Origin of the sequence: Mucilaginibacter sp. (assembly GCF_035492695.1) — a bacterium.
Taxonomy (GTDB): Bacteria; Bacteroidota; Bacteroidia; order Sphingobacteriales; family Sphingobacteriaceae; genus Mucilaginibacter.
The window spans coordinates 85,640-105,968 of record NZ_DATJJC010000005.1 but is presented as its reverse complement, the minus strand read 5'-3'; the positions used below and the strand labels follow the sequence as shown (position 1 = coordinate 105,968).

The following is a 20,329-nucleotide window of genomic DNA, read 5'->3' as shown; positions in this document are numbered from 1 at the left end:
ACCGGGCACAGGTAATTTTGTTACTTTTGCCCAAATGAACATCTATAAAGTTAAGATCAGCTTTGAGGAGAAGGGGCACGAACCGATTGAGTTGCCCATAGCCGAAGGTGAATCTGTGCTGGACGTTTGCCTCGAGAACGGCATTGAGCTTCAGCATAATTGCGGTGGGGTTTGCGGCTGCAGCACCTGCCATATTTACGTGAACAAAGGGATGGATAGCATCCAGGAAATATCGGATAAGGAAGAGGATTTTATAGACCGTGCTGTTAATCCCCGCATTAATTCCAGGTTGGGTTGCCAGTGTGTGGTGATAGACGGTGATATCGAAGTTACTTTGCCCGATCAGTCGAATTTCCTGGGACATTAAAGGTTTATACGTAACATAAATATAATGAACGACAATAAATTTGCACTGCCGATTCACTGGAACGACCACGAAGATATTGCCATGGAGCTTTATGAAAAGTTTGGCGATGACTTTGACGAATCCAAAATATATCGTATCCGTTTTACCGATCTGTTGGAATGGGTGTTGAGCCTGCCAAACTTTGCCGGTACACGCGAGCAATCAACCGAAGGCCATCTTGAGCAGATACAATCGGCCTGGGTGTACGAGTGGCGGGATAATCAATAATTTCAGTTGTCAGGTTGTACGGTTGGAAAGTTCGCAATAACGATTACCAAACGACAATCAAAATCGGTGTAATCATCTAAACCAATCAGTGTAATCGCATATAATCAGTGGAATCGTTCCTAAATAAATTAAAAGATATTTCAACCTTCATCTTCGACGTGGATGGGGTACTGACGGATGGCTCGGTTTACGTAACTGAAAACGGCGAACAATTCAGGCAGTTTAATATTAAAGACGGATATGCTATACAACTTGCCGTAAAAACTGGTTATAATGTTTGTGCCATATCAGGCAGTCGCTCCAAAATATCCATTCATCGTTTAAACAGCCTTGGTGTAAAAGACGTATATGTAGGGGCACATACTAAATCGGACAATTTCAGGCTGTACCTCGAAGAAAAGCATGTGTTGCCGGCAAGTGTGCTTTTTATGGGCGATGATATTCCCGACCTGGAGGTTATGCAGCTTGCGGGTCTTGCTGTCTGCCCTGCGGATGCAGCCGAAGAGATAAAGGCGATAAGCCGCTATATTTCCCCGTTTCCGGGGGGCAGGGGCGCTGTACGCGATGTGATAGAAAAAGTGCTTAAGGTGCAGGGCAAGTGGATGAGCGAACAGGCGTATAGCTGGTAACCAGTTTGCAGTTTTGAGTTTGTAGTTAGTAGCGTTGTAATGCGCAATAAGATCGGAGTAATCAAAAAGTAATCGGTGGAATTGATAAATAAAAAAGTAATTCTTGCATCCAAGTCGCCCCGCCGGCAGGAGCTTTTGCGGCTTATGGGTATTGATTTTCGCATAGTGCTGAAGGATGTAGATGAATCTTATCCCGAAAACCTTACTCCCGAAGAAATAGCTGTTTATATAGCTGAAAAGAAAGCAAGGGCTTTTGATGAATCTGTGGATGATGAGGTTGTACTAACTGCAGATACCATAGTAAACGTGGATGGCAAAATATTAGGCAAACCTGAAACTGTTGAACAGGCCGCTGAAATGTTGCGGATACTTTCCGGTAAAGTGCATAGGGTGGTAACCGGTGTTTGCCTGTTGTACAAGCACAAATACAATTTATTTCATGATGTGTCTGAAGTTTTCTTCCGCAAACTGACGGAGGAGGAGATCAATTTCTACGTTCATAAATATCAGCCGCTCGATAAGGCCGGGGCCTACGGCATACAGGAGTGGATCGGCCTTATCGGTATCGAACGTATAAATGGTTCTTATACCAATGTTGTCGGTTTGCCTACGGAAAAATTATATCAGCAGCTGAAAAGGCTGGGTTAACAGAAATATAATTTTTTAAATTTACGTCGTAACCCTTTATGACACAATGGAAGAGCCAGAAGTTCCAACCGAGCATTTACACGAACATATTCACGAAGCTGCGCACCAGGGCCACGATAAGTGGTCGATGAGGGTAGCTATTTCAACGGCGTTTATGGCTGCGTTTGCTGCTGTAAGCAGTTTGATGGCGGGGCATCAATCAAACGAAGCGCTTATTACCCAGGTACAGGCTTCTGACAAATGGGCCTACTATAACGCCAAGGGTATTAAGGCCGAGGTGGCCGATGCCGTGCTGCAATTGAAAGATGCAAAGCAGCCGGACGATGCTAAAGCCGCCGCTGAGCGGAAAGAAAAGCTAAAAAAGGACCAGGAAAAGATACAGGAAGAGGCCCGGGAACTGGAAAAAGAATCGCAGGAACACTTGGCCGATGACATGGTGCTGGCGCGCGCCGTAACTTTTTTTCAGATCGCCATATCCATATCCGCAATTTCGCTGTTATCCAAAAAGAAACCGCTGTGGTATATTAGCCTGGTGTTGTTCGCCATTGGGATTACACAGTTTATACTCGGCGTTATCTGATCATTTGAACACGAAACCGTTGTTCCCCCTGTTTACGTCCGGCAGCGCCGCGTCCGGGTCCACAACAACGCTTTTAACCTCGCCTGTTGTTGGTACTACAAAGGTTACCATGTTATTCTGCAGCCAGGCCTCAACAGGTATTTTTATGCGTTGCGAAGTTCCGTCCTTTAGTTTTACTTCAACGGTAAATGGCATGGCCATTTGCTCAAGATTGGCAACCGTAACACTAAGGCCCTGCTTCGGGTCGTTGTTTACATATCCGGCGCTAAGCAGTTCCAGATCCAGTTTCAGGTTATTATAAAACCACCCTTTCCAAAACCAGGAAAGGTCTTCGCCTGCGCCATTATCCATCGACCGGAAAAAATCATCAGGCTGAGGATGTTTGAATGCCCATTTGGCAATATAATTCCTAAAGGCATAGTCGAACCTGTCGGGGCCTAATATCTGTTCGCGCAGTAACACCAACCCAAATGCCGTTTTATAGTAGGTGATGGGGTGCCGGTATTTTTCAGGCACAGCATCAGCCGCGGTCATAATCGTGGGCGCATCCGGATCAAGTATGGTTGGAATGATCTCGTCTGCCGGATTACCACCGCCCGGCGCGTATTCGCTATCGCGTTTGGGGGCAAACTCACCGTTGTTAATTACATCAGAGGCATATACGTCAATAAATGTATTAAAACCCTCATCCATCCATGCATAACGGCGCTCGTTCGATCCAACGATCATCGGGAACCAATTATGGCCGATCTCGTGCGCGGTTACCCAAAACAAGTCTTTTCCCTTGTCAGTAATGCCGTCGAATACGATACCGGGATATTCCATGCCGCCCGCTACGCCGGCTTCGTTGACGGCTACAGGATAAGGATATACGAACCATTTTTCAGAAAAATATTCTATCGATTTTTTCAGGTACTCGGTAGCCCTGTTCCAGGCGCTGTCGCCAACACTTTCAACCGGGTAAACCGACATCGCCAGCGATTTCTTACCGCCCGGTAAATTAACCCGTGCAGCATCCCAAACATAAGCCCTTGATGCGCCGAAAGCCACATCGCGCGTATTATTCATTTTAAAGTGCCACATAAGTGTGCCTTTATGTACAGGTCGCGACGCAGGATCGTTCACCTCTTTAGCATCTCGAATCATAACAGTTTTATCGCTTTCACGGGCAGCCGCAAGCCGGTCTATTTGCCTTTGGGTCAATACTTCTTTCGGGTTCAACAATTCTCCCGAACCGGCTACGATCATATCCCACGGAACGGTTACCTGGTAATCTATATCACCGTATTCGCAATAAAACTCCCCGCTTCCCAGGAACGGCAATGTATCCCAACCCTCATTATCGTCATATACACACATGCGCGGAAACCATTGCGCTATTTCGTATATCTTCCCGTTTTTGGTGTCGTTATAGTCTGTCCGGTTACCAAATGTGCCCGGAATGGTGTACCGGTATGTGATGCGCAGCTTTATGCCGCCGCCGTTAGGCTTTATGGCATTCGGCAGGCGCACCTGCATACGGGTATCGGTAACAATGAAGTCAACTTTTCTTACTACATCTCCGTGATCGATAGCAACTGATTCTATCTCGTAACCATTGGTATGCTGTGTTGGTGCCGCATCGGTGTAATAATTAGACCGCGCATCCTTTTTATAAGTATTCTGATCCAGCTGAAGCCATAAATATTGCAGCGCATCCGGGCTGTTATTTACATAATCAAGCGTTTCTGTAGCGGTAAGGGTTTTGGTAGCGGTGTCGATAGCGGCTTTTATCTGGTAATTCACCCTGTTCTGCCAGTATTTAATACCCGGCTCCCCGTTGGCTGCGTGCTGGTCATTTCCGCGCTCCGGATAAAACATTGGCGAAAAAAGATCGGCAGGCTGGTAGTTGGATATAATAGTATCCACGGTTGCAGGCCTGTGTTTGCGTTGTGCCTGGGTTGAAAATATTGTTAATACGGTAAGGCAGGTTAATATAGATCTTAATTTCATAAAGGTGCCGCTATAAGGGTCGCAATATACAAAGGATAGCTGTGATTTGTATTTGATTTAATAACGGCCCAAAGGTTTAATTTTGATAAATCAAATGATATTTTTTAAAGAGTATTGTTTCAAAAAAAATCACATTTCTGCTTTTGTCAAATGAAGATGATGCGACGTCAAAAGGATTTTTTAAATTCGGCATTAATAAATCCACTATCGCCATTTTGCATTTCCCCGTAAATATTCCTTTCGGCCATTCATCTATCCCGCTGCATTTTATTTGCGAAACATTGGCGTATTTTTTAGGGTACCGTTATTATGTTTATCTCCGCCGAAACGAACATGACCTTATTAGCTCAAATGACAGGTTTATAATCTTTATCGGAGCGGCTTTTGGGGCTTTTTTAGGGTCGCACATTGTGGGAATATTTGAAAACCCGACACTTGTTCACCAAATGAGCTTTGTGTATTTTATGGGAAACAAAACGATTGTTGGGGGCATGCTCGGTGGGTTGGTCGGTGTAGAACTAGTCAAAAAGAAAATAGGTATCTCGGTGTCCTCCGGCGACCTGATGGTTTACCCGCTGATACTGGCTATGATTATCGGCCGAACAGGCTGTTTTTTTTCCGGACTGGAAGATGGCACGTATGGCACCCGTTCCGGCTTGCCCTGGGCTATTAACTTTGGTGACGGTATACGCAGGCACCCGACCAATCTTTATGAAATACTTTTCTGGATAGCGTTATGGATAACACTGATGCTTTACGAACGCCACCACCGGTTTACCAACGGCTCGAGATTCAAAATACTTATGGTAAACTATCTTATACTCAGGCTGCTCATCGAATTTATTAAGCCGGATTACTTTTTTAGCTTTGGATTATCAGTTATACAATTGGTTTGTATCGCGGGTATTTTGTATTATTATAAAGTATTTTTTTTCCCGTCAAAATTAACAGAACCTAAGTCGTATGCCTGAACGCCCTTATATCTACTATGACTTTACCCAAAGCATTTGTTCAACCTGCCTGAAAAGGGTCGACGCAAAAATTGTATTTGAGCATGACAAGGTATACATGCTTAAAAACTGTCGTGTACATGGTTTTGAGAAGGTTTTGATTGCTACAGACGTGGCATATTATAGAAACTGCCGTAACTATGCCAAACGCAGCGAAATGCCACTAAAGTTCAATACTAAAACTCATTTCGGATGCCCCTATGATTGCGGGCTTTGCCAGGATCATGAACAGCATTCCTGTCTCACCATAGTTGAGGTGACCGACCGCTGCAACCTGAGCTGTCCTACTTGTTATGCCATGTCGTCGCCGAACTATGGCAGGCACCGCACTCTTGCCGAAATTGAACAAATGCTGGATGTTATAGTAGCCAACGAAGGGGAGCCGGACGTTGTACAAATAAGCGGCGGCGAACCGACTGTACATCCTCAATTTTTTGAGATACTGGACATAGCTAAAAAGAAGCCCATCAGGCACCTGATGGTTAATACAAATGGTATCAGGATAGCCAGGGACGAAGCTTTTGTTGCCAGGCTGGCTACCTATATGCCCGATTTTGAAATATACCTGCAGTTTGATTCTTTCAAAAAAGAGGCACTTGAACAGTTAAGAGGTGAAGACCTGCGCGAAGTGCGGGTAAAAGCGATTGAGCACTTGAATAAATATAACCTGTCGACGACATTAGTGGCGACGCTTCAGAAAGGTTTGAATACAGATGAAATAGGAGCGATCATCGAATATGCGCTAAAGCAGCGCTGTGTAAGGGGCGTTACCTTTCAACCTACACAGCAGGCGGGACGGCTAAAAAACTTTGATACAAACACAGATAGATATACTTTAACCGAAGTTAGATCGGCAATTTTGGAACAAACCAATATTTTTAATGAACACGACCTGTTGCCAGTTCCTTGTAACCCGGATGCTTTAGTTATGGGGTACGCGCTCAAATTGGGCCCGATGGTTTTTCCGTTGACACGGTTCATCAATCCTGACGATCTGTTGGATAATTCCAAAAATACGATTGTATATGAGCAGGATGAAGAGTTGAAACTCCACTTATTGAATATGTTCAGTACGGGCAACTCAGTAGATAAGGCGAGCGACCATTTGAAGTCTATAATGTGCTGCCTACCGCAAATAGATGCCCCGGACCTGGGTTACGATAACCTTTTCCGCATTATAATTATGCAATTTATCGACGCCCACAATTTCGACGTGCGCGCCATAAAAAAATCGTGTGTACATATCGTCAACAAGGATATGAGTATTATCCCATTCGAGACAATGAACCTTTTTTACCGGGACGATAAGGTCAACTATCTTAAACAGATACAAAATGAAATGTCAATGACATGAACGAACCGGAAAAAAATGACGAAATAAAAGCCTCCAACCGGTGGAAGGTAGTGGGTTACAATATGCTCGCATTGGTGGGTTACACAATGATTTGCCGGTTTATAGATGGCGGTATGTTTCTTGACGCGTTTTTCATCGCAGTCCATTTCATGGCAAGCATCGTTACTTCAATAGTAGCGAAGCGATGGGAATGGGTGTTAAGCGCTTTTTTAGTTCTCGCAATAGGCTTTTCGAGTTGCGTTACTTTGCTCGATCTGGGAAATATGCATTAAATGCAATTTTTATGGATAATTCTGATCGCTCGTGGAATTCAAGGAAAATATTTGTTGTTGCCATTAATATGGCGGTAATGATAGCCTATACATTATACACCCGATATGTTGAATCGGGAGAATTAAATATTATTCTCAATGCATTTTTTGTTGGTATACATGCAGTGCTTTGTCTTATACTTGCGATATTTGTATGGCGCAAAGAATTTTTGCTTAGCGCACTGCTTGTGTTATTAATAGGATTTTCCACTTGCTGGGTGATTTTCACCCACTAACCCATCATCCCTGCTAAAACACCCTCCTTCAATGAGTAAGTACACAGCGCGACATGGTTTATCGCAAGCTTTTGCAGGATGTAACGGGTGATCAGCGATGCCACCACGATCATATCAACCCTGACAGGAATGATCAATGGGTTCGCCTCACGTTCGGCATGAGTGGATAATAGTAGTCTATCTGTCACGTCCAGCAATTCTTCGTAGTCAAATACGTAATTTTTGATTTTCTTCAGGTCGAATACATCACTTCTTTTAAAAGCGGCAAGTTCGGCGAATGTCTCAAAAGCGCCGGATGAACCTATAAGGTTGTAAATATTAGTATCCTTTACCGCCTTGAACAGATCGCTAAGGGCATGCTCAAGATAAAGTTCCAATGCTTCGATAGCTGCCGGCGGAATAGGGTCGGCGTGATGGAATTTTTCCATCAGCCGTGCCGCGCCGATCTCAAAACTCTGTTTCCATACCAGGTTTTTATCGTTACAGATAATAAATTCGACACTGCCGCCGCCAATATCCATGATCAGGGAACTTTCCGGCGTAAGGAGCCCCGCGGCTTTAACGCCTTCATAAATAAAGGTAGCTTCCCGCTCGCCGTCCACCACTTCTATTTCGATGCCGGTTTCTTTTTTTACCTCACGAATAAAGTCTTTTCCGTTTGAAGCATTTCTTAGTGCAGAAGTAGCTATTGCTCTGATTTGTTGAACTTTATTATCTCTTATCTGCCGCGTGAAATCTTTCATGGTGTTTATGCCCCGCTCAAACGCGGCACGAAGGATAATGTCTTTATTAATGCCACCTTCGCCCAATTTTACTGCAATGTGCTCATGAACAATTTCCCGGAAGTCATTAATGTTTCCCTCGGCAATAAGTAAATGAAAAGTATTGGTGCCGAGATCCATCACGGCAAAGCGTTTATCCATGCCTCTAAAATAAATAATCCCTCAAATTGTTTAGGAAATGAGGGACTATTAAAAAATTATTAGGATCAGTACTACTCTTTATAAAAGAACCATTTTGCCATTTCTTTAAAGCTGGCTTTTTTGCCATACATCAAAATCCCGACGCGATATATTCTTGCTGCAATGTAAGTGCAGAAAATGAAAGTCACTACCATAAGCCCCATCGATAGCCCCAACTGCCAGCCTGGCACATGAAAAGGCACCCTCACCATCATGGCTACAGGGGCAGTGAATGGTATTATAGATAACCATACCGCCAGGGTGCTGTCCGGTGCCTGGAACAGGTAAGATACCGATAAAATATAGGTAAATAATAAAGGCAATGTTATCGGGAACATAAACTGCTGTGTTTCGGTCTCGCTATCCACTGCCGAACCAACAGCGGCAAAAAGTGCGCTGTACAATAAGAAACCGGTGAGCCAGTAAAAGCCAAAGCAAGCCAGTTCATAACCAGCGCTGGAGGCCATTGTCTGTACAAACTTAAATGTGGAGCTTTGCGATGCCCCATTCTGACCTAACAGCTTGCCAACAAGGTAAGATAAAACGATCCATAAGGCAAATTGCGTAAGCCCTACAAGCCCCACGCCAATAATTTTACCCGCCATTAGCTGGAATGGCTTAACCGATGAGACAATTACCTCAATAATGCGGCTTGTTTTTTCTTCAATAACACCACGCATTACCTGTGCGCCGTAAATAAACAGGGACATATAGATAAGAATGGCCCCTGCAAATGCCAGCGCATAAGCCGAGCCAATATTGGCGCTTTTATCGCCTTCGGCTGTCATTTCGCGGGTTTTTAATACAATATTGCTTTTAACGCTATGCAGCCGGGCTGTATCTATACCCATTTTCACAAGGCTTTCGTTCGATGCGATATTATTCATTTGCTGCTGAATCTCATCAGAAAGAGCAAGTGTGTTCTTCTTTCGAGCAAACAATTCCGCAGTGTCGTTTTTCCCTTCCGGGATCATCAGGACAATGTCGTCATCATTAAGCGACGCCTTGATGGAATCGAGCGGCTTATTAGTGTTTTGAAATTTTAAAGTTTTCGTACTTTTAAATTTATCCTGAAACTGGTGACTGTTATCAATAACGTTGACGATATGAATCGTCTGGTTTTTGTTGTTAGCCAGGTACGAAATGGTGGCAAACATGCCGCCAAATAATGCAGGAACCAGCAAAGTCATGACAATGAATGCTCTTTTCCTCACGCGGGTGGTGTACTCACGCTGGATGATCAATAAAATTTTATTCATGGTCAGGCTGATTTTTTGTTTACAGTTTCAATAAATACCTCGTTCATGCTGGGAATCACCTCCTGCAGCATATTTATCTGGACCTTTGGCAGCAGGTACTTCAGCACATCATTAGCATCGCTGCCGGCTTTAAGGCTGATCTTCATCCGGTAGCGGTCATCGTCGGGCATTTCATCCAGCAACTCAAACGGTTGGGCGATGTTTGCATCGAGTTTCGTACCGGTATATTCAACCAGGTAAGTATTATTACGGTACGAATTGCGGATGGCTTTTACCTTCCCATCCAATATCTTATGCGAAAGGTGTATCAGGGCTATTGAATTGCAAAGTTCCTCAACCGATTCCATACGGTGGGTGGAAAACAGGATAGTGGCTCCCTTCCGGTTCAATTCCAGTATCTCATCTTTTATCAGTTCGGCATTTACCGGGTCGAACCCACTGAAAGGTTCATCCAATATGATCAGGTCGGGCTCGTGCAATACGGTCGCCACAAACTGGGCCTTTTGCTGCATGCCCTTGGACAGTTCTTCGATCTTCTTTTTCCACCAGCTTTCCATTCCCAGCTTTGCGAACCATACTTTCAGGCGGCGTGTGGCTTCCTCGCGGCTTAGGCCTTTAAGCCGCGCCAGGTAAATCATTTGCTCGCCTATCTCCATTTTCTTGTACAGGCCGCGTTCCTCTGGCAGATAGCCGATGCGGTTGATGTGCGATTGGTTCAGCTTTTCGCCGTTGAAATAGATCTCGCCTGAATCGGGAGCTGTGATTTGGTTGATAATGCGTATGAGTGAAGTTTTACCGGCGCCGTTCGGACCTAAAAGGCCGAATATCTGCCCGCTTTCAACTTCTAAACTCACATCGCTTAATGCCTTATGGCCGGCATATTGCTTTTCGATGTGTCGAATACTAAGCATATAAAGGTCAGTTATTTTTAATTATAAATAGGATTACATGAACCGTGATTTGTTACGAATTATCGTCGTTATTATTGGTATGTGGCTTATTTTAATTGATCTAAACTGAACCGGATAACTTCAATAGATTCCTTCTGTCTCGATATAATAACATAAAGATAATTGTTGTAAATGATACTATGCGGGTATCCATACTGCCCGCCTTTCCACAAGCCCTCCTTTTTCAAATGGTATAATTCATCGGCAATGATATAATTTTTGTCAAACAGAACACCATCTTTTGATATGGATAAAACCAGCGGGTTACGGTCATAATGATGCAGCGTGTCGGGAATACCAACATAGTAAAAACGTTTGTCGGGCAGGCGGCCAAAATGGAACTTACTGTCATTATCCGAAAACGCGGTTTCAACCGGGCGCGACCACTTTTTGCCGTTATCTGTGCTTTCGGTGAGCCACAAACGACCTTTCCATCCTTTGCCAGTAACCCTTAGCAGCATGTGAAGTACCTCGTCGTCGGTTTGGAAAAATGATCCCTCACATAGTGGCGGTAAGCCAAGTTTTGCCGCCGGAGCGTAAAAAGTGGCCGAGTTATCCTGCGTATAAAGCGAGTCGGGGTAAAAGCTGCTCATCTTCCAGCTTGATAACCCCGATGGGTCATCGGTATACGGGAATGTAAAGTTGCCGCTAATAATAAGCCTGCCTCTGCTTGTTGCTTCAGGGCCATGGTTGGGTATTAACGGAAGATGTTGGTCTATCGCCTTGCTCCAGTGCAGGCCATCGGTACTTGTTTTAGCCCAAAGGTGGGTATTGGTGCGGTTTTTTGTATATTCCCCGTAGTAAGCCACCAGTTTGCCATTGTGCTGGTATAATCCGGCGGCCGTAAGCACGGTCAATGTATCATGGTCAAGGTGGGGTGACGCCAAAACAGCTGGAGCCGACCAATGGACACAATCCGCGGAAACCGAAAAAACTACGCGCTGCCCCGGCGAATCTTCGTCGATCAGTCCGTTTGACCATATCGCAATAAAATTATTTTTAAAATGAATGACCGACGGGTGGTGATTGTATAGCCAGACTTTCTCTGGCGAATAGATCATCGTTCGCTCGATTTTTAAATGAGGGATGCCGTTTTCGGTTTGATAATTATTTCGGATCGTCGGTGTATTCTGAGCATTCACACGTTGCAATGTGAAAAGTAATAAGGCGATATATGGCAGTAATTTGGTTTTTGTCATTTCTGAGCGGGCGTTTTAAAATTCAACAGCAGGCGGTTAAAAATAATAATTTGATACCTTAGATGTTACGATGAGAAGTTTTATTATCCTGTTTTGCCTTGGCATATTTACTATAAATAGTGCTTGTGCGCAAAAAGTCGCCCCTAAACCCGTCAATATCATATTCGATAGCGATATGGGACCCGATTACGACGACGCCGGAGCCATAACCATCCTGCATGCGCTGGCTGATAAAGGTGAATGCAACATACTTGCTACCATAGCCAGCACAAAATACGAAGGCGTGGCAGGGGTATTCAGTGTATTCAATACCTATTTTAAAAGGCCTGGCATACCGGTAGGCGTACCAAAAGGCGATGCGCTTGAATTGCGCGACTGGCAGCATTGGACAGATACCTTATTGGCCAAGTACCCGCATAAACTTAAAAATAACGCAGATGCCTGGGATGCGGTGAAGCTTTACCGAAAGCTGCTTGCTGCACAACCCGATAAAGGTGTAACCATTGTAACAGTTGGCTTCCTTACCAATCTTTCCAACCTGCTGAATTCAAGCGCCGACAAATATTCAAATTTGGATGGCAAATCGCTGGTTGCCCGTAAGGTAAAACTGCTGGTTTGCATGGCCGGGAAGTTCCCATCCGGGTTCGAATTCAATGTGATGAAGGATGCCAAAGCATCCCAAAATGTTTATCAGAATTGGCCGGGCCAGGTGATATTAAGCGGCTTTGAAATAGGGGCGAAGATACATGTCGGTTTACCGCTCGTTCATAACGAGGCTATAAAAAATGACCCTGCAAAGGATGTGTTTAGTATTTCCATCCCGAAAGCAAAGGAAGACTCCGCTGGCCGGATGAGCTGGGATGAAACCGCTGTTTTAGTTGCCATTAAGGGCTATTCCCAATGGTATAGCCTGCATAGCGGCAGGATGAAAGTAGCGGACGATGGCAGTGATGTTTGGGATGATAACGGCAAAGGTCAGGCTTATTTAGTAGAAAAAGTGGACTATACCGAAGTACAAAAACTGATCGATGAGTTGATACAGCATCAACCGGTTTTGAGGTGAAAGCAGAAAGAAAAAGCCCGAAATCAAACTGATCCCGGGCTTCAATATCTTTCGGACTTATGCGGACTTTCCGCCCTCCGGACTTAACCTATTCAAAGTATTCCTTCATCCGCTCAAAGAAACTCTTTTCGTTCTTTCCCGGGCTTGGTTTGAAATTAGGCGAATCCTGTAGTTTTTCAAGCGCCTCGCGTTCTTCGCGACTAAGCGCTTTTGGCGTCCATATATTGATGTGCACTAACTGGTCGCCACGATGGTAGGAATTTACTTCAGGAACCCCTTTTGATTTCAGCCTTAATATTTTACCGCCCTGTGTTCCGGCGTCTATTTTGATCTTGGCTTTGCCGTCGATGGTCGGTACCTCTACACTGGTGCCAATCGCAGCATCTACAAAGCTGATGTGCAGGTCGTAGATGATATTGTTACCATCGCGCTTTAAGGTTTCGTGCGGTATTTCTTCTATCAGGATGATCAGGTCGCCCGGTACACCGCCGCGGGGGGCCGCGTTACCTTTCCCACTCATGCTCAGCTGCATGCCTTCGCTTACGCCCGCAGGTATGTTAATGCTGATAGTTTCTTCGTCACGCACAACACCATCGCCGTGGCAAACATTACATTTTGCAGTAATAACTGTGCCTTCGCCATTGCAAGTAGGGCAGGTGCTGGTAGTTTGCATCTGGCCCAATATAGTATTGGTCACCCGGCGTACTGCACCCTGCCCGCCGCAGGTTTTACAGGTTTGAACCGACGAGCGGTCCTTAGCGCCTGTGCCGTCGCAGGTTTTACACGCTACCTGCTTGTTCACTTTTATTTTCTTTTCGGTACCGTTGGCAATTTCTTCCAGCGTCAGGCGTACTTTGATACGCAGGTTGCTGCCGCGTTGTACCCTTCGGCCGCTACCGCTTTGACGTCCGCCGCCAAAGAAGCCGTCGAAAGGACTGCCACCACCAAAGATATCGCCAAACTGGCTGAATATGTCTTCCATATTCATACTGCCGCCGCCAAAGCCGCCGCCATTGGCCGAGTGCGCATTAGCCGCGTGGCCAAACTGGTCGTAGCGTTGTTTTTTTTCGGGGCTGCTCAACACCTCGTATGCTTCGGCAGCTTCCTTAAAGTTTTCTTCCGCCTGTTTATCGCCGGGATTTTTATCCGGGTGATATTTGATAGCCATCTTGCGGTAGGCTTTCTTTATCTCATCGGCATCGGCACCTTTCGGAACGCCTAAAACATCGTAATAATCTCTTTTAGCCATTTATATATTCTAATTGTTGAATCATTGATTTACTGAATTATTGAAAATATTGGACTTGATCAGCAATTTGATAATTCGATAAATCAATAATTAATTGCCTACAACCACCTTTGCGTGGCGGGCCACCTTATCATTCAGGTAATAGCCTTTTTCCACTTCGTCAATCACCTTACCTTTCTGATCGTCAGAAGGAGCGGGAATATTGGTTATAGCCTCGTGCAATTCAGGGTCGAAGGCAGTGCCTACGGCCTGCATTTCTTTTAAGCCCTTTTGCCCCAGGATATTTTTTAATTTTTGCTGGATCAATACAACGCCTTCTTTTACGGCATTTACATCGTTTGCGTTATCCATATAGCGTGTTGCACGGTCAAAATCATCTAACACCGGCAGCAGGGACACGATCACATCCAATCCTGCGGTTTGCAATAATTCACTTCTTTCCTTCATCGTGCGGCGACGGAAATTGTCAAACTCGGCGTAAAGGCGTAAATATTTGTCATTGGCCAGCGCTACTTCCTGTTTTAATAATTCTTCAGGGGTCGATTCTGATGTCATGACATCATTTCCTTCAGTAGCGACAGATTCATTGTTATGATCGGTGTTTTCGGTATTCTCCGTCTTTTTTTTCTTTAGCATATCATTAAAATTCATGATTCAACAGTGCAAATCAACTATCCTGCCATTGCAGAAAAAACGACAAGGTGTCAGCCGTTTTCAGTTTGTAGTCTTGAGTTGGCAGTTAGCAGTCGGGTTAATGACAGAAGGTGGTACAGTTGTCAGCAATTGTCATACAAATATGCCGGCTGATTTTTTCAGGTGATCCGATAGCCTTAAAGTGAGGGCTACTAAAGTTAAAGTAGGGTTCGGCGCGGCAGCTGTAACATAATTGGAGGCGCCGGCCGTGAACAAATTGGAAATTCCATGCACCTTACAATTGGCGTCAACCACGCTGGTTTTTAGGTCGGTGCCCATGCGGGTAGTGCCCATGTGGTGCCAGCCGCCGCCTGTAAATTCGGGCCAGCTATTGTCATGCTCGTCGCGCAGATATTCCATTAAACGCACGCGGCCTTTGCCGGCGATGCCTATCTGGCGGCCAATGATCTCGTAGATCGTCCGGATGCTTCGCTTTTCAAGCGGCGTCAGTTCCCAGTGCAGCGTGGCACGTCTCATCCCAAGGGCATCGGTTTCGCTTTCAAGGCTGATCCGGCTGTTTGGGTTGGGCGCCTGTTCCACGCGCGTAAAAAGCTGGTAAGAATTGTGCCCGTCTTTATTTTTTGATTTCTTTTCTGTTTCATCAAATTTTCCAAATGCCTTTTCCCGCTCCTTGGGGTCGCTTGATTTCCAGATATCAATAAATGCAGGCTGATTCCTTGCTGCTTCCAGCGGAGAGAAAGAGGCTGTGCCATTCAAAATGCGGTGTTCACGCTGTTTCCCGGCGGTAATGGCAAGTTCGGCCCGTACCTTCGTTTTGCCGTAATCTATCGAATATAATTTTAGCTGTTCGGGATCAGGAAACCACATTTCTGCTGATTTTATCTCAATATGCTCCATAAAATAGCGCCCAACCACGTCATGGTCATTCCCCAGGCCTTTCGGCGCCTGTTTGTTCGATGCCAGCAAAAGCCGCGCGTTTTGCATGGAACAACATGCAAGCACAAAACATTTGGCCTTTACAGTATGCTGTTTACCTGCCAGGTTTTTTATGGTTACCTGTTTAACAGTAGATGCGTGTTCGTTTGCCGTAATATCGGTAACGTTGGCATAGGTGTACAGGTAGATATTGGGAGCATTAACTATGGTATCTTTATATTTTGTGCCGAAACGTGTAGGGGGACTGAACTGCCACATTTTGTTAAAAACAGCATCCGAATCGAATGGCAGCGATACCAGCGATGGGTCATTTTCCCGCCAGTATTCATAACTATATTCGTATGGCCCAAGGTCGAGGTTTCTTTGTGCGCGAACGTAAAACGCATCCAGGTCGCCGCGTTTAATAGGCCAGCCGCTGTAGGGCACCCAATCGCGTTTTTCGAAATCTATAGGATCAAATACTGAACAGAAGCCCGCCCAATGCCCGGTGGTACCGCCAAAATAATGCAGCCTTGCAGATTCAAGCGGGTAATAGCGCTGACCGGTAGTTTTGCCACGGTACAGGTCTTGCATAGCTGGTTCATAATCAAAGCCGCCGCCTTCAAGCAAGATGACGTTATAGGGAGTATTGATCCATTCCAACGCCATGCTGATGCCTGCCGCGCCGGCACCAATAATGCATATATCGCCTTCAATTACGGAATTATCAGGTATTAGTTTAGCGTCAATATGCATGATTTATGTATTAAGTATTGAAAATAAAGCACATTGACGGGCCTCGGTTACCGACATTACCCAACCGGCTGCCATAACAGTTTTGGCTGACCGGAAATCGTCTTTTACCTGTTTGTTTAAAAGCGATGTTAATACTTTGGCATCTGTTGTCGGCTTGCCTTCAGACAGGATTTGCCGGAGTGCCGTTGCCTCATTTTCATGCGGCGCCAATTTGCGATAGGCCATACCCGCCTCGCGTATTGTTTTTACGTCGGCGATCCGTGAAAAAAGAAATGGCTGGCTCAACGGATCATTTGGATTTTTCTTGCATCCATCGGCTAATGGCATAGCAAGCGCCAATGCCGTGTAAGCCGATAAACGAACGAAAACTCTTCTCTCCATAGGTATTCAAATGTAACGACCGGTACTCAGACCCGCAAAAACACTTTCTTTTTATACATGAAATGCAAAAACAACCATTTAATCAACAACAGGCAAACGGCAAATACTACCGCCCCCCAGGGGGTCCCAACCCATTGTATCAGCCATTTGAAAAAAGCATTGGTGGTGTATTCCCACTTTATGAATTTCCCGGACATATAAATAAGGATGGAATTCATCCCGATCACCCGAAAAAAGAAAGCCCATTTCTGATAACCAAGCACGTCGATCACATAATAAAACAACGACATCAGCAATAAACTAATACCGCCGACCAATAACACAAATGAACTTGTCCAAAGGTTTTTATTGATAGGAAAATCAAAGTTCCAGATCAGGGCCAGTATAATAAAGATCACACCGACGATGGCCATTCTGCCCGTCTTCTGAATTTGCGTCAGGGTATGTTTCTTTAGCGTGATGCCTGTAAGGATACCGAGTAAACCAGTGCTGATAGCGGGAATGGTAGAAAAAAGACCTTCAGGATCGTGCATGTTAGGTCTCCCATCGGGAAAAGGCACATACAAATGACCCGGCAATATGGTACGGTCGATATAGGAAGCAAAATTACCCTCCGGCGTCAGGTCGCCTGGGTGAAAGCCCGGAGCTGACGTGAATTTAAGCAGAAGCCAATACCCAATAAGCAATGCCCAAAACCATATCATCTGCGCTATTTCCTTCGAGTACAGGTAAATAATGTTGGCAAGCATGTATGCAATACCTATCCGGCCTAATACTGAGGGGAAACGTATATCGGCAATAGACCTGAGCTGCAGCCCGTTGTTGGCGATCAAGCCAAGAATTACCAAAATCAATCCGCGTTTGACAACACGTAATAAAAGCTGGCTGCGGGTTTTGCCCTTTTCCAGTTCACGACCTACCGAAAATGGTGTGGATACACCGGCCATAAAAAGGAATAGCGGGAAGATAAGATCGTAAAAATGAAACCCGTTCCAAAGCGGGTGTTCCAGTTGATCGGCTATTGCTTTTAAGATGCCCGAATTTGGGGCAGCTTCGTGCAAACTCTGGAATAAAGCATCGGCCCCCATTATCCAGAACATATCAAATCCGCGCAGAGCGTCCAGTGAATAGAGCCGGGTAGGGGTCTGCTGAAAATCATCAGCCTGGGTTTGTGCCATGTTATTAAAAAATTGAAAAAAGTGTGTGAGGTTTATAAATAATAAAGCTAAGTATTTCCGTTAATAATCAAAGTAAAATTAATGTGGCAATTGTCTTGAACGCAAATGGATCAATTTGAACGAATCCATGCATTAGGAACTTTATAAAATAATTGCTCATTTTGCACATCAGAAACATCCACCACAGCTAATGAGAAAACTAACCGAGGCTAACGCAGCCTTTTACACCACCATCCTGATATTAATCACGTTTCTCATTCGCTTATGGCTTGCAGCTTACACCGGATTGGGCATAGGCGAAGCTTATTATTTTCGGGGCGCTGTGCATTTGGAGTGGAGTTATTTTGATCAGCCTCCCTTATTTTTCTGGCTGAGCGGCGCAAGTATTAAAATATTCGGGCTGACGAATCTCGGGTTGAGATTTCCCGCTGTTTTGCTTTTTGCAGGTACGAGCTGGCTTTTGTTTGTCATCACCAGGCGGTTGTTTACTGCAAGGGCCGGTTTTTGGGCGGTGGCAGTGATGAACCTGAGTGCTGTATTTACCGTAGCCATAGCCTGTTGGTTTCAGCCCGACGCGCCATTGATGTTCTTTTGGCTGGCAAGTGTTTATTTTATTGTTGAACTGATGTTTGCCCCGGGGGCAAAGGACACCCGGAGAATGAGAAGCAGCCGGCGCACCTGGCTGCTATGGATCATGACGGGTATTTGCCTTGGCCTGGCGACTTTAAGTAAGTACCATGTGTTGTTCATTTTTGTGGGTGTATTCCTGTTTATGGCGACCAATAAAGATCAGCGCCATTGGCTTTGGCACCCCGGCCCTTATATAGCGATACTGATCACAATCCTGTTTGCATTCCCTGTTTTGTGGTGGAACTACAATAACAATTGGGCATCATTTGTTTTCCAGGGCTCGAGAGCGGGTACAGGTTCAAAATTTCAACTGCATTTCGATTGGTTTTTCCGCAGCATCGGCGGGCAGGCCTTATGGCTGCTGCCGTGGATATGGTTCCCAACAGTGCGGCAGCTTTTTAAATCATTTTTACTCAGGAAAACCTCGGAAGTTTATAGTTTCTTTTTTTGGCTGGCGATATTGCCTATTGTTTTTTTTACCGTAGTTACCCTTTGGTCCGATCTGCAATACCATTTTCACTGGCAGGCGCCCGGCTATATGATGCTGTTTATGCCACTCGGTTTTGCCATTGACAAAAGCCTGGTGAACGACATAAAATGGACAAGGCTTACCCGGCGATGGCTCGTGTTTTCAACATGGTTTACCATTATTACCATCGGTGTGTTAAGCCTGCACATGGTTACCGGTTTTTGGACCTGGTATGGGCCTAAATGGATAGTTCACAGATTTCATGGCGATAATGTGGACCCGACCATACAGGGTGTGGATTATGACGACATTGGTACCCGCTTCGCTAAAGAGGGATGGACGCAAAACAAACACCTGTTTGCGGGTAGCACCCGTTGGTGGCTTACCGGTAAAGTTGACTGGGCATTGAAAGGACAGAAAGAAGTAATCAGCTTCACCAATGATCCACGCAACACCGCGTTCCTGATCGACCCTAAAACGGTTTTGGGTTATGATGCGGTTATCATAGCGCAGGATCAGCAGCAAAGCGTAATAGATGATGTTAAGCCATACTTTGATGACGTGAAACAGCTACCCGATATAGCGATCATGCGCAACGGTGTCGACGAGTTGCATTTGCAGGTTTACTACTGCAAAAATTTTCATCAATCCAGCAAGCCAAGGCCGGATATGCCCCTGTACCGCCAGTTGAACGGTTTGCCGCCATTCGGAAAATAGTTGTGAATTTTAAAACTGTAATCTATGAAAATGATCATCTTGCTTTCTTTTGCCATCCTGGTGGTTTCATGCGGCCAGGGAAATGATAATGATACAGCGAAACTTCAGCAACAGGTTGACAGTTTGCAAAAGCAGCTTAACGGCGCCTACAGACCGGGCCTGGGCGAATTTATGATGGGTGTGCAGGAGCATCATGCCAAACTTTGGTTTGCCGGTATTAATCAAAACTGGCCTTTGGCCGATTTCGAAGTTCATGAAATAGGCGAAACCGTGGACGATATTAAAAAGTATTGTACCGACAGGCCCGAAGTAAAGAGTATTGGTATCATCGATCCGGCTATTGGCAGCATAAATGCCGCTATCAAACAAAAGAGTACAGAACAATTTAAAAAAGCATTTACCGATCTTACCAATAGCTGCAATAATTGCCATAAAGATAATCAGCATGGCTTTAATGTGATCACAATACCGTCCGGGTTGCCGGTTGAAAATCAAAAGTTCAAACCGGGTAAATAATTGGACAATAATTCCCATTTACGACAAAGGCCCCGGT

General features: G+C 45.1%; 22 protein-coding genes. 12 read left to right on the top strand and 10 right to left on the bottom strand.

What is annotated here, in order from left to right:
- Positions 1 to 34: 34 nt before the first annotated feature.
- The 5 genes from VL525_RS02195 to VL525_RS02175 all read left to right on the top strand — a co-directional run bounded on the left by VL525_RS02195 (position 35) and on the right by VL525_RS02175 (position 2,491).
- Positions 35 to 367: a 2Fe-2S iron-sulfur cluster-binding protein gene (locus VL525_RS02195; RefSeq protein ID WP_325382843.1), complete on the top strand. Its 333-nt coding sequence runs from the start codon at positions 35 to 37 to the stop codon at positions 365 to 367.
- Between the two features lie 24 nt (positions 368 to 391).
- Positions 392 to 634, top strand: coding sequence for a Fe-S cluster assembly protein IscX (gene iscX / locus VL525_RS02190; RefSeq protein ID WP_325382841.1), 243 nt, complete (start codon positions 392 to 394; stop codon positions 632 to 634).
- 107 nt (positions 635 to 741) lie between these two features.
- The gene (locus VL525_RS02185; protein ID WP_325382839.1) at positions 742 to 1,263 is read left to right on the top strand and encodes an HAD-IIIA family hydrolase; all 522 of its coding nucleotides are present in this window, start codon (positions 742 to 744) and stop codon (positions 1,261 to 1,263) included.
- Positions 1,264 to 1,338: 75 nt separating this feature from the next.
- Positions 1,339 to 1,911, top strand: coding sequence for a Maf family nucleotide pyrophosphatase (locus VL525_RS02180; RefSeq protein WP_325382837.1), 573 nt, complete (start codon positions 1,339 to 1,341; stop codon positions 1,909 to 1,911).
- Between the two features lie 46 nt (positions 1,912 to 1,957).
- On the top strand, positions 1,958 to 2,491 hold the full coding sequence (locus VL525_RS02175; RefSeq protein WP_325382835.1) for a DUF4337 domain-containing protein: 534 nt from the start codon (positions 1,958 to 1,960) through the stop codon (positions 2,489 to 2,491).
- Here the strand turns inward: VL525_RS02175 and VL525_RS02170 are convergent, their stop codons facing one another.
- Positions 2,492 to 4,483 (bottom strand): M1 family metallopeptidase, encoded by a 1,992-nt coding sequence (locus VL525_RS02170; RefSeq protein ID WP_325382831.1) that lies wholly within the window; start codon positions 4,481 to 4,483, stop codon positions 2,492 to 2,494.
- Between the two features lie 143 nt (positions 4,484 to 4,626).
- On the opposite strand from VL525_RS02170, the gene VL525_RS02165 reads away from it, so the two are divergent.
- The 4 genes from VL525_RS02165 to VL525_RS02150 are packed head-to-tail and all read left to right on the top strand — an operon-like array spanning position 4,627 to position 7,394.
- A complete protein-coding gene (locus tag VL525_RS02165) occupies positions 4,627 to 5,454 on the top strand; it encodes a prolipoprotein diacylglyceryl transferase (RefSeq protein WP_325382829.1) in 828 nt (275 codons plus the stop codon).
- Complete coding sequence (locus VL525_RS02160; protein ID WP_325382827.1) at positions 5,447 to 6,847, top strand: radical SAM protein; 1,401 nt, start codon at positions 5,447 to 5,449, stop codon at positions 6,845 to 6,847. The genes VL525_RS02165 and VL525_RS02160 overlap by 8 nt, the downstream gene beginning before the upstream one ends.
- On the top strand, positions 6,844 to 7,119 hold the full coding sequence (locus VL525_RS02155; RefSeq protein ID WP_325382825.1) for a hypothetical protein: 276 nt from the start codon (positions 6,844 to 6,846) through the stop codon (positions 7,117 to 7,119). Before VL525_RS02160 ends, VL525_RS02155 begins: the two co-directional genes overlap by 4 nt.
- An 11-nt stretch (positions 7,120 to 7,130) precedes the next feature.
- Complete coding sequence (locus VL525_RS02150; RefSeq protein ID WP_325382823.1) at positions 7,131 to 7,394, top strand: hypothetical protein; 264 nt, start codon at positions 7,131 to 7,133, stop codon at positions 7,392 to 7,394.
- On the opposite strand, the gene VL525_RS02145 is transcribed toward VL525_RS02150, so the two are convergent.
- From VL525_RS02145 to VL525_RS02130, 4 genes are all read right to left on the bottom strand, one after another.
- Entirely contained in the window at positions 7,391 to 8,317 is a 927-nt protein-coding gene (locus VL525_RS02145) for an exopolyphosphatase (RefSeq protein WP_325382821.1), read from the bottom strand. The two genes, VL525_RS02150 and VL525_RS02145, sit on opposite strands and share 4 nt — an antisense overlap.
- A 71-nt stretch (positions 8,318 to 8,388) precedes the next feature.
- Complete coding sequence (locus VL525_RS02140; RefSeq protein WP_325382819.1) at positions 8,389 to 9,615, bottom strand: ABC transporter permease; 1,227 nt, start codon at positions 9,613 to 9,615, stop codon at positions 8,389 to 8,391.
- 2 nt (positions 9,616 to 9,617) lie between these two features.
- Positions 9,618 to 10,526 carry an ATP-binding cassette domain-containing protein gene (locus tag VL525_RS02135; protein ID WP_325382817.1) on the bottom strand — a complete coding sequence of 303 codons (909 nt, stop codon included), beginning with the start codon at positions 10,524 to 10,526 and terminating at the stop codon, positions 9,618 to 9,620.
- An 86-nt stretch (positions 10,527 to 10,612) separates the two neighbouring features.
- Entirely contained in the window at positions 10,613 to 11,764 is a 1,152-nt protein-coding gene (locus VL525_RS02130) for an exo-alpha-sialidase (RefSeq protein ID WP_325382815.1), read from the bottom strand.
- 70 nt (positions 11,765 to 11,834) lie between these two features.
- On the opposite strand from VL525_RS02130, the gene VL525_RS02125 reads away from it, so the two are divergent.
- Positions 11,835 to 12,827, top strand: a complete 993-nt coding sequence (locus VL525_RS02125; RefSeq protein WP_325382813.1) for a nucleoside hydrolase — start codon at positions 11,835 to 11,837, stop codon at positions 12,825 to 12,827.
- An 88-nt stretch (positions 12,828 to 12,915) separates the two neighbouring features.
- Here the strand turns inward: VL525_RS02125 and dnaJ are convergent, their stop codons facing one another.
- The 5 genes from dnaJ to VL525_RS02100 all read right to left on the bottom strand — a co-directional run bounded on the left by dnaJ (position 12,916) and on the right by VL525_RS02100 (position 17,960).
- Complete coding sequence (dnaJ, locus tag VL525_RS02120; protein ID WP_325382811.1) at positions 12,916 to 14,076, bottom strand: molecular chaperone DnaJ; 1,161 nt, start codon at positions 14,074 to 14,076, stop codon at positions 12,916 to 12,918.
- Between the two features lie 90 nt (positions 14,077 to 14,166).
- Positions 14,167 to 14,712, bottom strand: coding sequence for a nucleotide exchange factor GrpE (locus tag VL525_RS02115; protein WP_325382809.1), 546 nt, complete (start codon positions 14,710 to 14,712; stop codon positions 14,167 to 14,169).
- Between the two features lie 150 nt (positions 14,713 to 14,862).
- On the bottom strand, positions 14,863 to 16,401 hold the full coding sequence (locus VL525_RS02110) for a GMC family oxidoreductase (protein ID WP_325382807.1): 1,539 nt from the start codon (positions 16,399 to 16,401) through the stop codon (positions 14,863 to 14,865).
- A gap of 3 nt (positions 16,402 to 16,404) precedes the next feature.
- On the bottom strand, positions 16,405 to 16,782 hold the full coding sequence (locus VL525_RS02105) for a hypothetical protein (RefSeq protein WP_325382805.1): 378 nt from the start codon (positions 16,780 to 16,782) through the stop codon (positions 16,405 to 16,407).
- Positions 16,783 to 16,808: 26 nt separating this feature from the next.
- Positions 16,809 to 17,960: a DUF5009 domain-containing protein gene (locus VL525_RS02100; protein ID WP_325382803.1), complete on the bottom strand. Its 1,152-nt coding sequence runs from the start codon at positions 17,958 to 17,960 to the stop codon at positions 16,809 to 16,811.
- A gap of 190 nt (positions 17,961 to 18,150) precedes the next feature.
- Between VL525_RS02100 and VL525_RS02095 the strand changes: the two genes are divergently transcribed.
- Positions 18,151 to 19,776: a glycosyltransferase family 39 protein gene (locus tag VL525_RS02095; RefSeq protein WP_325382801.1), complete on the top strand. Its 1,626-nt coding sequence runs from the start codon at positions 18,151 to 18,153 to the stop codon at positions 19,774 to 19,776.
- Positions 19,777 to 19,800: 24 nt separating this feature from the next.
- The gene (locus VL525_RS02090; RefSeq protein WP_325382799.1) at positions 19,801 to 20,292 is read left to right on the top strand and encodes a hypothetical protein; all 492 of its coding nucleotides are present in this window, start codon (positions 19,801 to 19,803) and stop codon (positions 20,290 to 20,292) included.
- The last annotated feature ends 37 nt before the right edge of the window (positions 20,293 to 20,329 follow it).

Bases quoted from the DNA above. Each gene is read 5' to 3' on its own strand.
- VL525_RS02100 (WP_325382803.1), bottom strand. From the start codon at position 17,960: ATGGCACAAACCCAGGCTGATGATTTTCAGCAGACCCCTACCCGGCTC.
- VL525_RS02140 (WP_325382819.1), bottom strand. From the start codon at position 9,615: ATGAATAAAATTTTATTGATCATCCAGCGTGAGTACACCACCCGCGTG.
- VL525_RS02115 (WP_325382809.1), bottom strand. From the start codon at position 14,712: ATGCTAAAGAAAAAAAAGACGGAGAATACCGAAAACACCGATCATAAC.
- dnaJ (WP_325382811.1), bottom strand. From the start codon at position 14,076: ATGGCTAAAAGAGATTATTACGATGTTTTAGGCGTTCCGAAAGGTGCC.
- VL525_RS02170 (WP_325382831.1), bottom strand. From the start codon at position 4,483: ATGAAATTAAGATCTATATTAACCTGCCTTACCGTATTAACAATATTT.
- VL525_RS02090 (WP_325382799.1), top strand. From the start codon at position 19,801: ATGAAAATGATCATCTTGCTTTCTTTTGCCATCCTGGTGGTTTCATGC.
- VL525_RS02105 (WP_325382805.1), bottom strand. From the start codon at position 16,782: ATGGAGAGAAGAGTTTTCGTTCGTTTATCGGCTTACACGGCATTGGCG.
- VL525_RS02145 (WP_325382821.1), bottom strand. From the start codon at position 8,317: ATGGATAAACGCTTTGCCGTGATGGATCTCGGCACCAATACTTTTCAT.
- VL525_RS02160 (WP_325382827.1), top strand. From the start codon at position 5,447: ATGCCTGAACGCCCTTATATCTACTATGACTTTACCCAAAGCATTTGT.
- VL525_RS02135 (WP_325382817.1), bottom strand. From the start codon at position 10,526: ATGCTTAGTATTCGACACATCGAAAAGCAATATGCCGGCCATAAGGCA.
- iscX (WP_325382841.1), top strand. From the start codon at position 392: ATGAACGACAATAAATTTGCACTGCCGATTCACTGGAACGACCACGAA.
- VL525_RS02175 (WP_325382835.1), top strand. From the start codon at position 1,958: ATGGAAGAGCCAGAAGTTCCAACCGAGCATTTACACGAACATATTCAC.
- VL525_RS02150 (WP_325382823.1), top strand. From the start codon at position 7,131: ATGGATAATTCTGATCGCTCGTGGAATTCAAGGAAAATATTTGTTGTT.
- VL525_RS02125 (WP_325382813.1), top strand. From the start codon at position 11,835: ATGAGAAGTTTTATTATCCTGTTTTGCCTTGGCATATTTACTATAAAT.
- VL525_RS02155 (WP_325382825.1), top strand. From the start codon at position 6,844: ATGAACGAACCGGAAAAAAATGACGAAATAAAAGCCTCCAACCGGTGG.
- VL525_RS02130 (WP_325382815.1), bottom strand. From the start codon at position 11,764: ATGACAAAAACCAAATTACTGCCATATATCGCCTTATTACTTTTCACA.
- VL525_RS02110 (WP_325382807.1), bottom strand. From the start codon at position 16,401: ATGCATATTGACGCTAAACTAATACCTGATAATTCCGTAATTGAAGGC.
- VL525_RS02195 (WP_325382843.1), top strand. From the start codon at position 35: ATGAACATCTATAAAGTTAAGATCAGCTTTGAGGAGAAGGGGCACGAA.
- VL525_RS02095 (WP_325382801.1), top strand. From the start codon at position 18,151: ATGAGAAAACTAACCGAGGCTAACGCAGCCTTTTACACCACCATCCTG.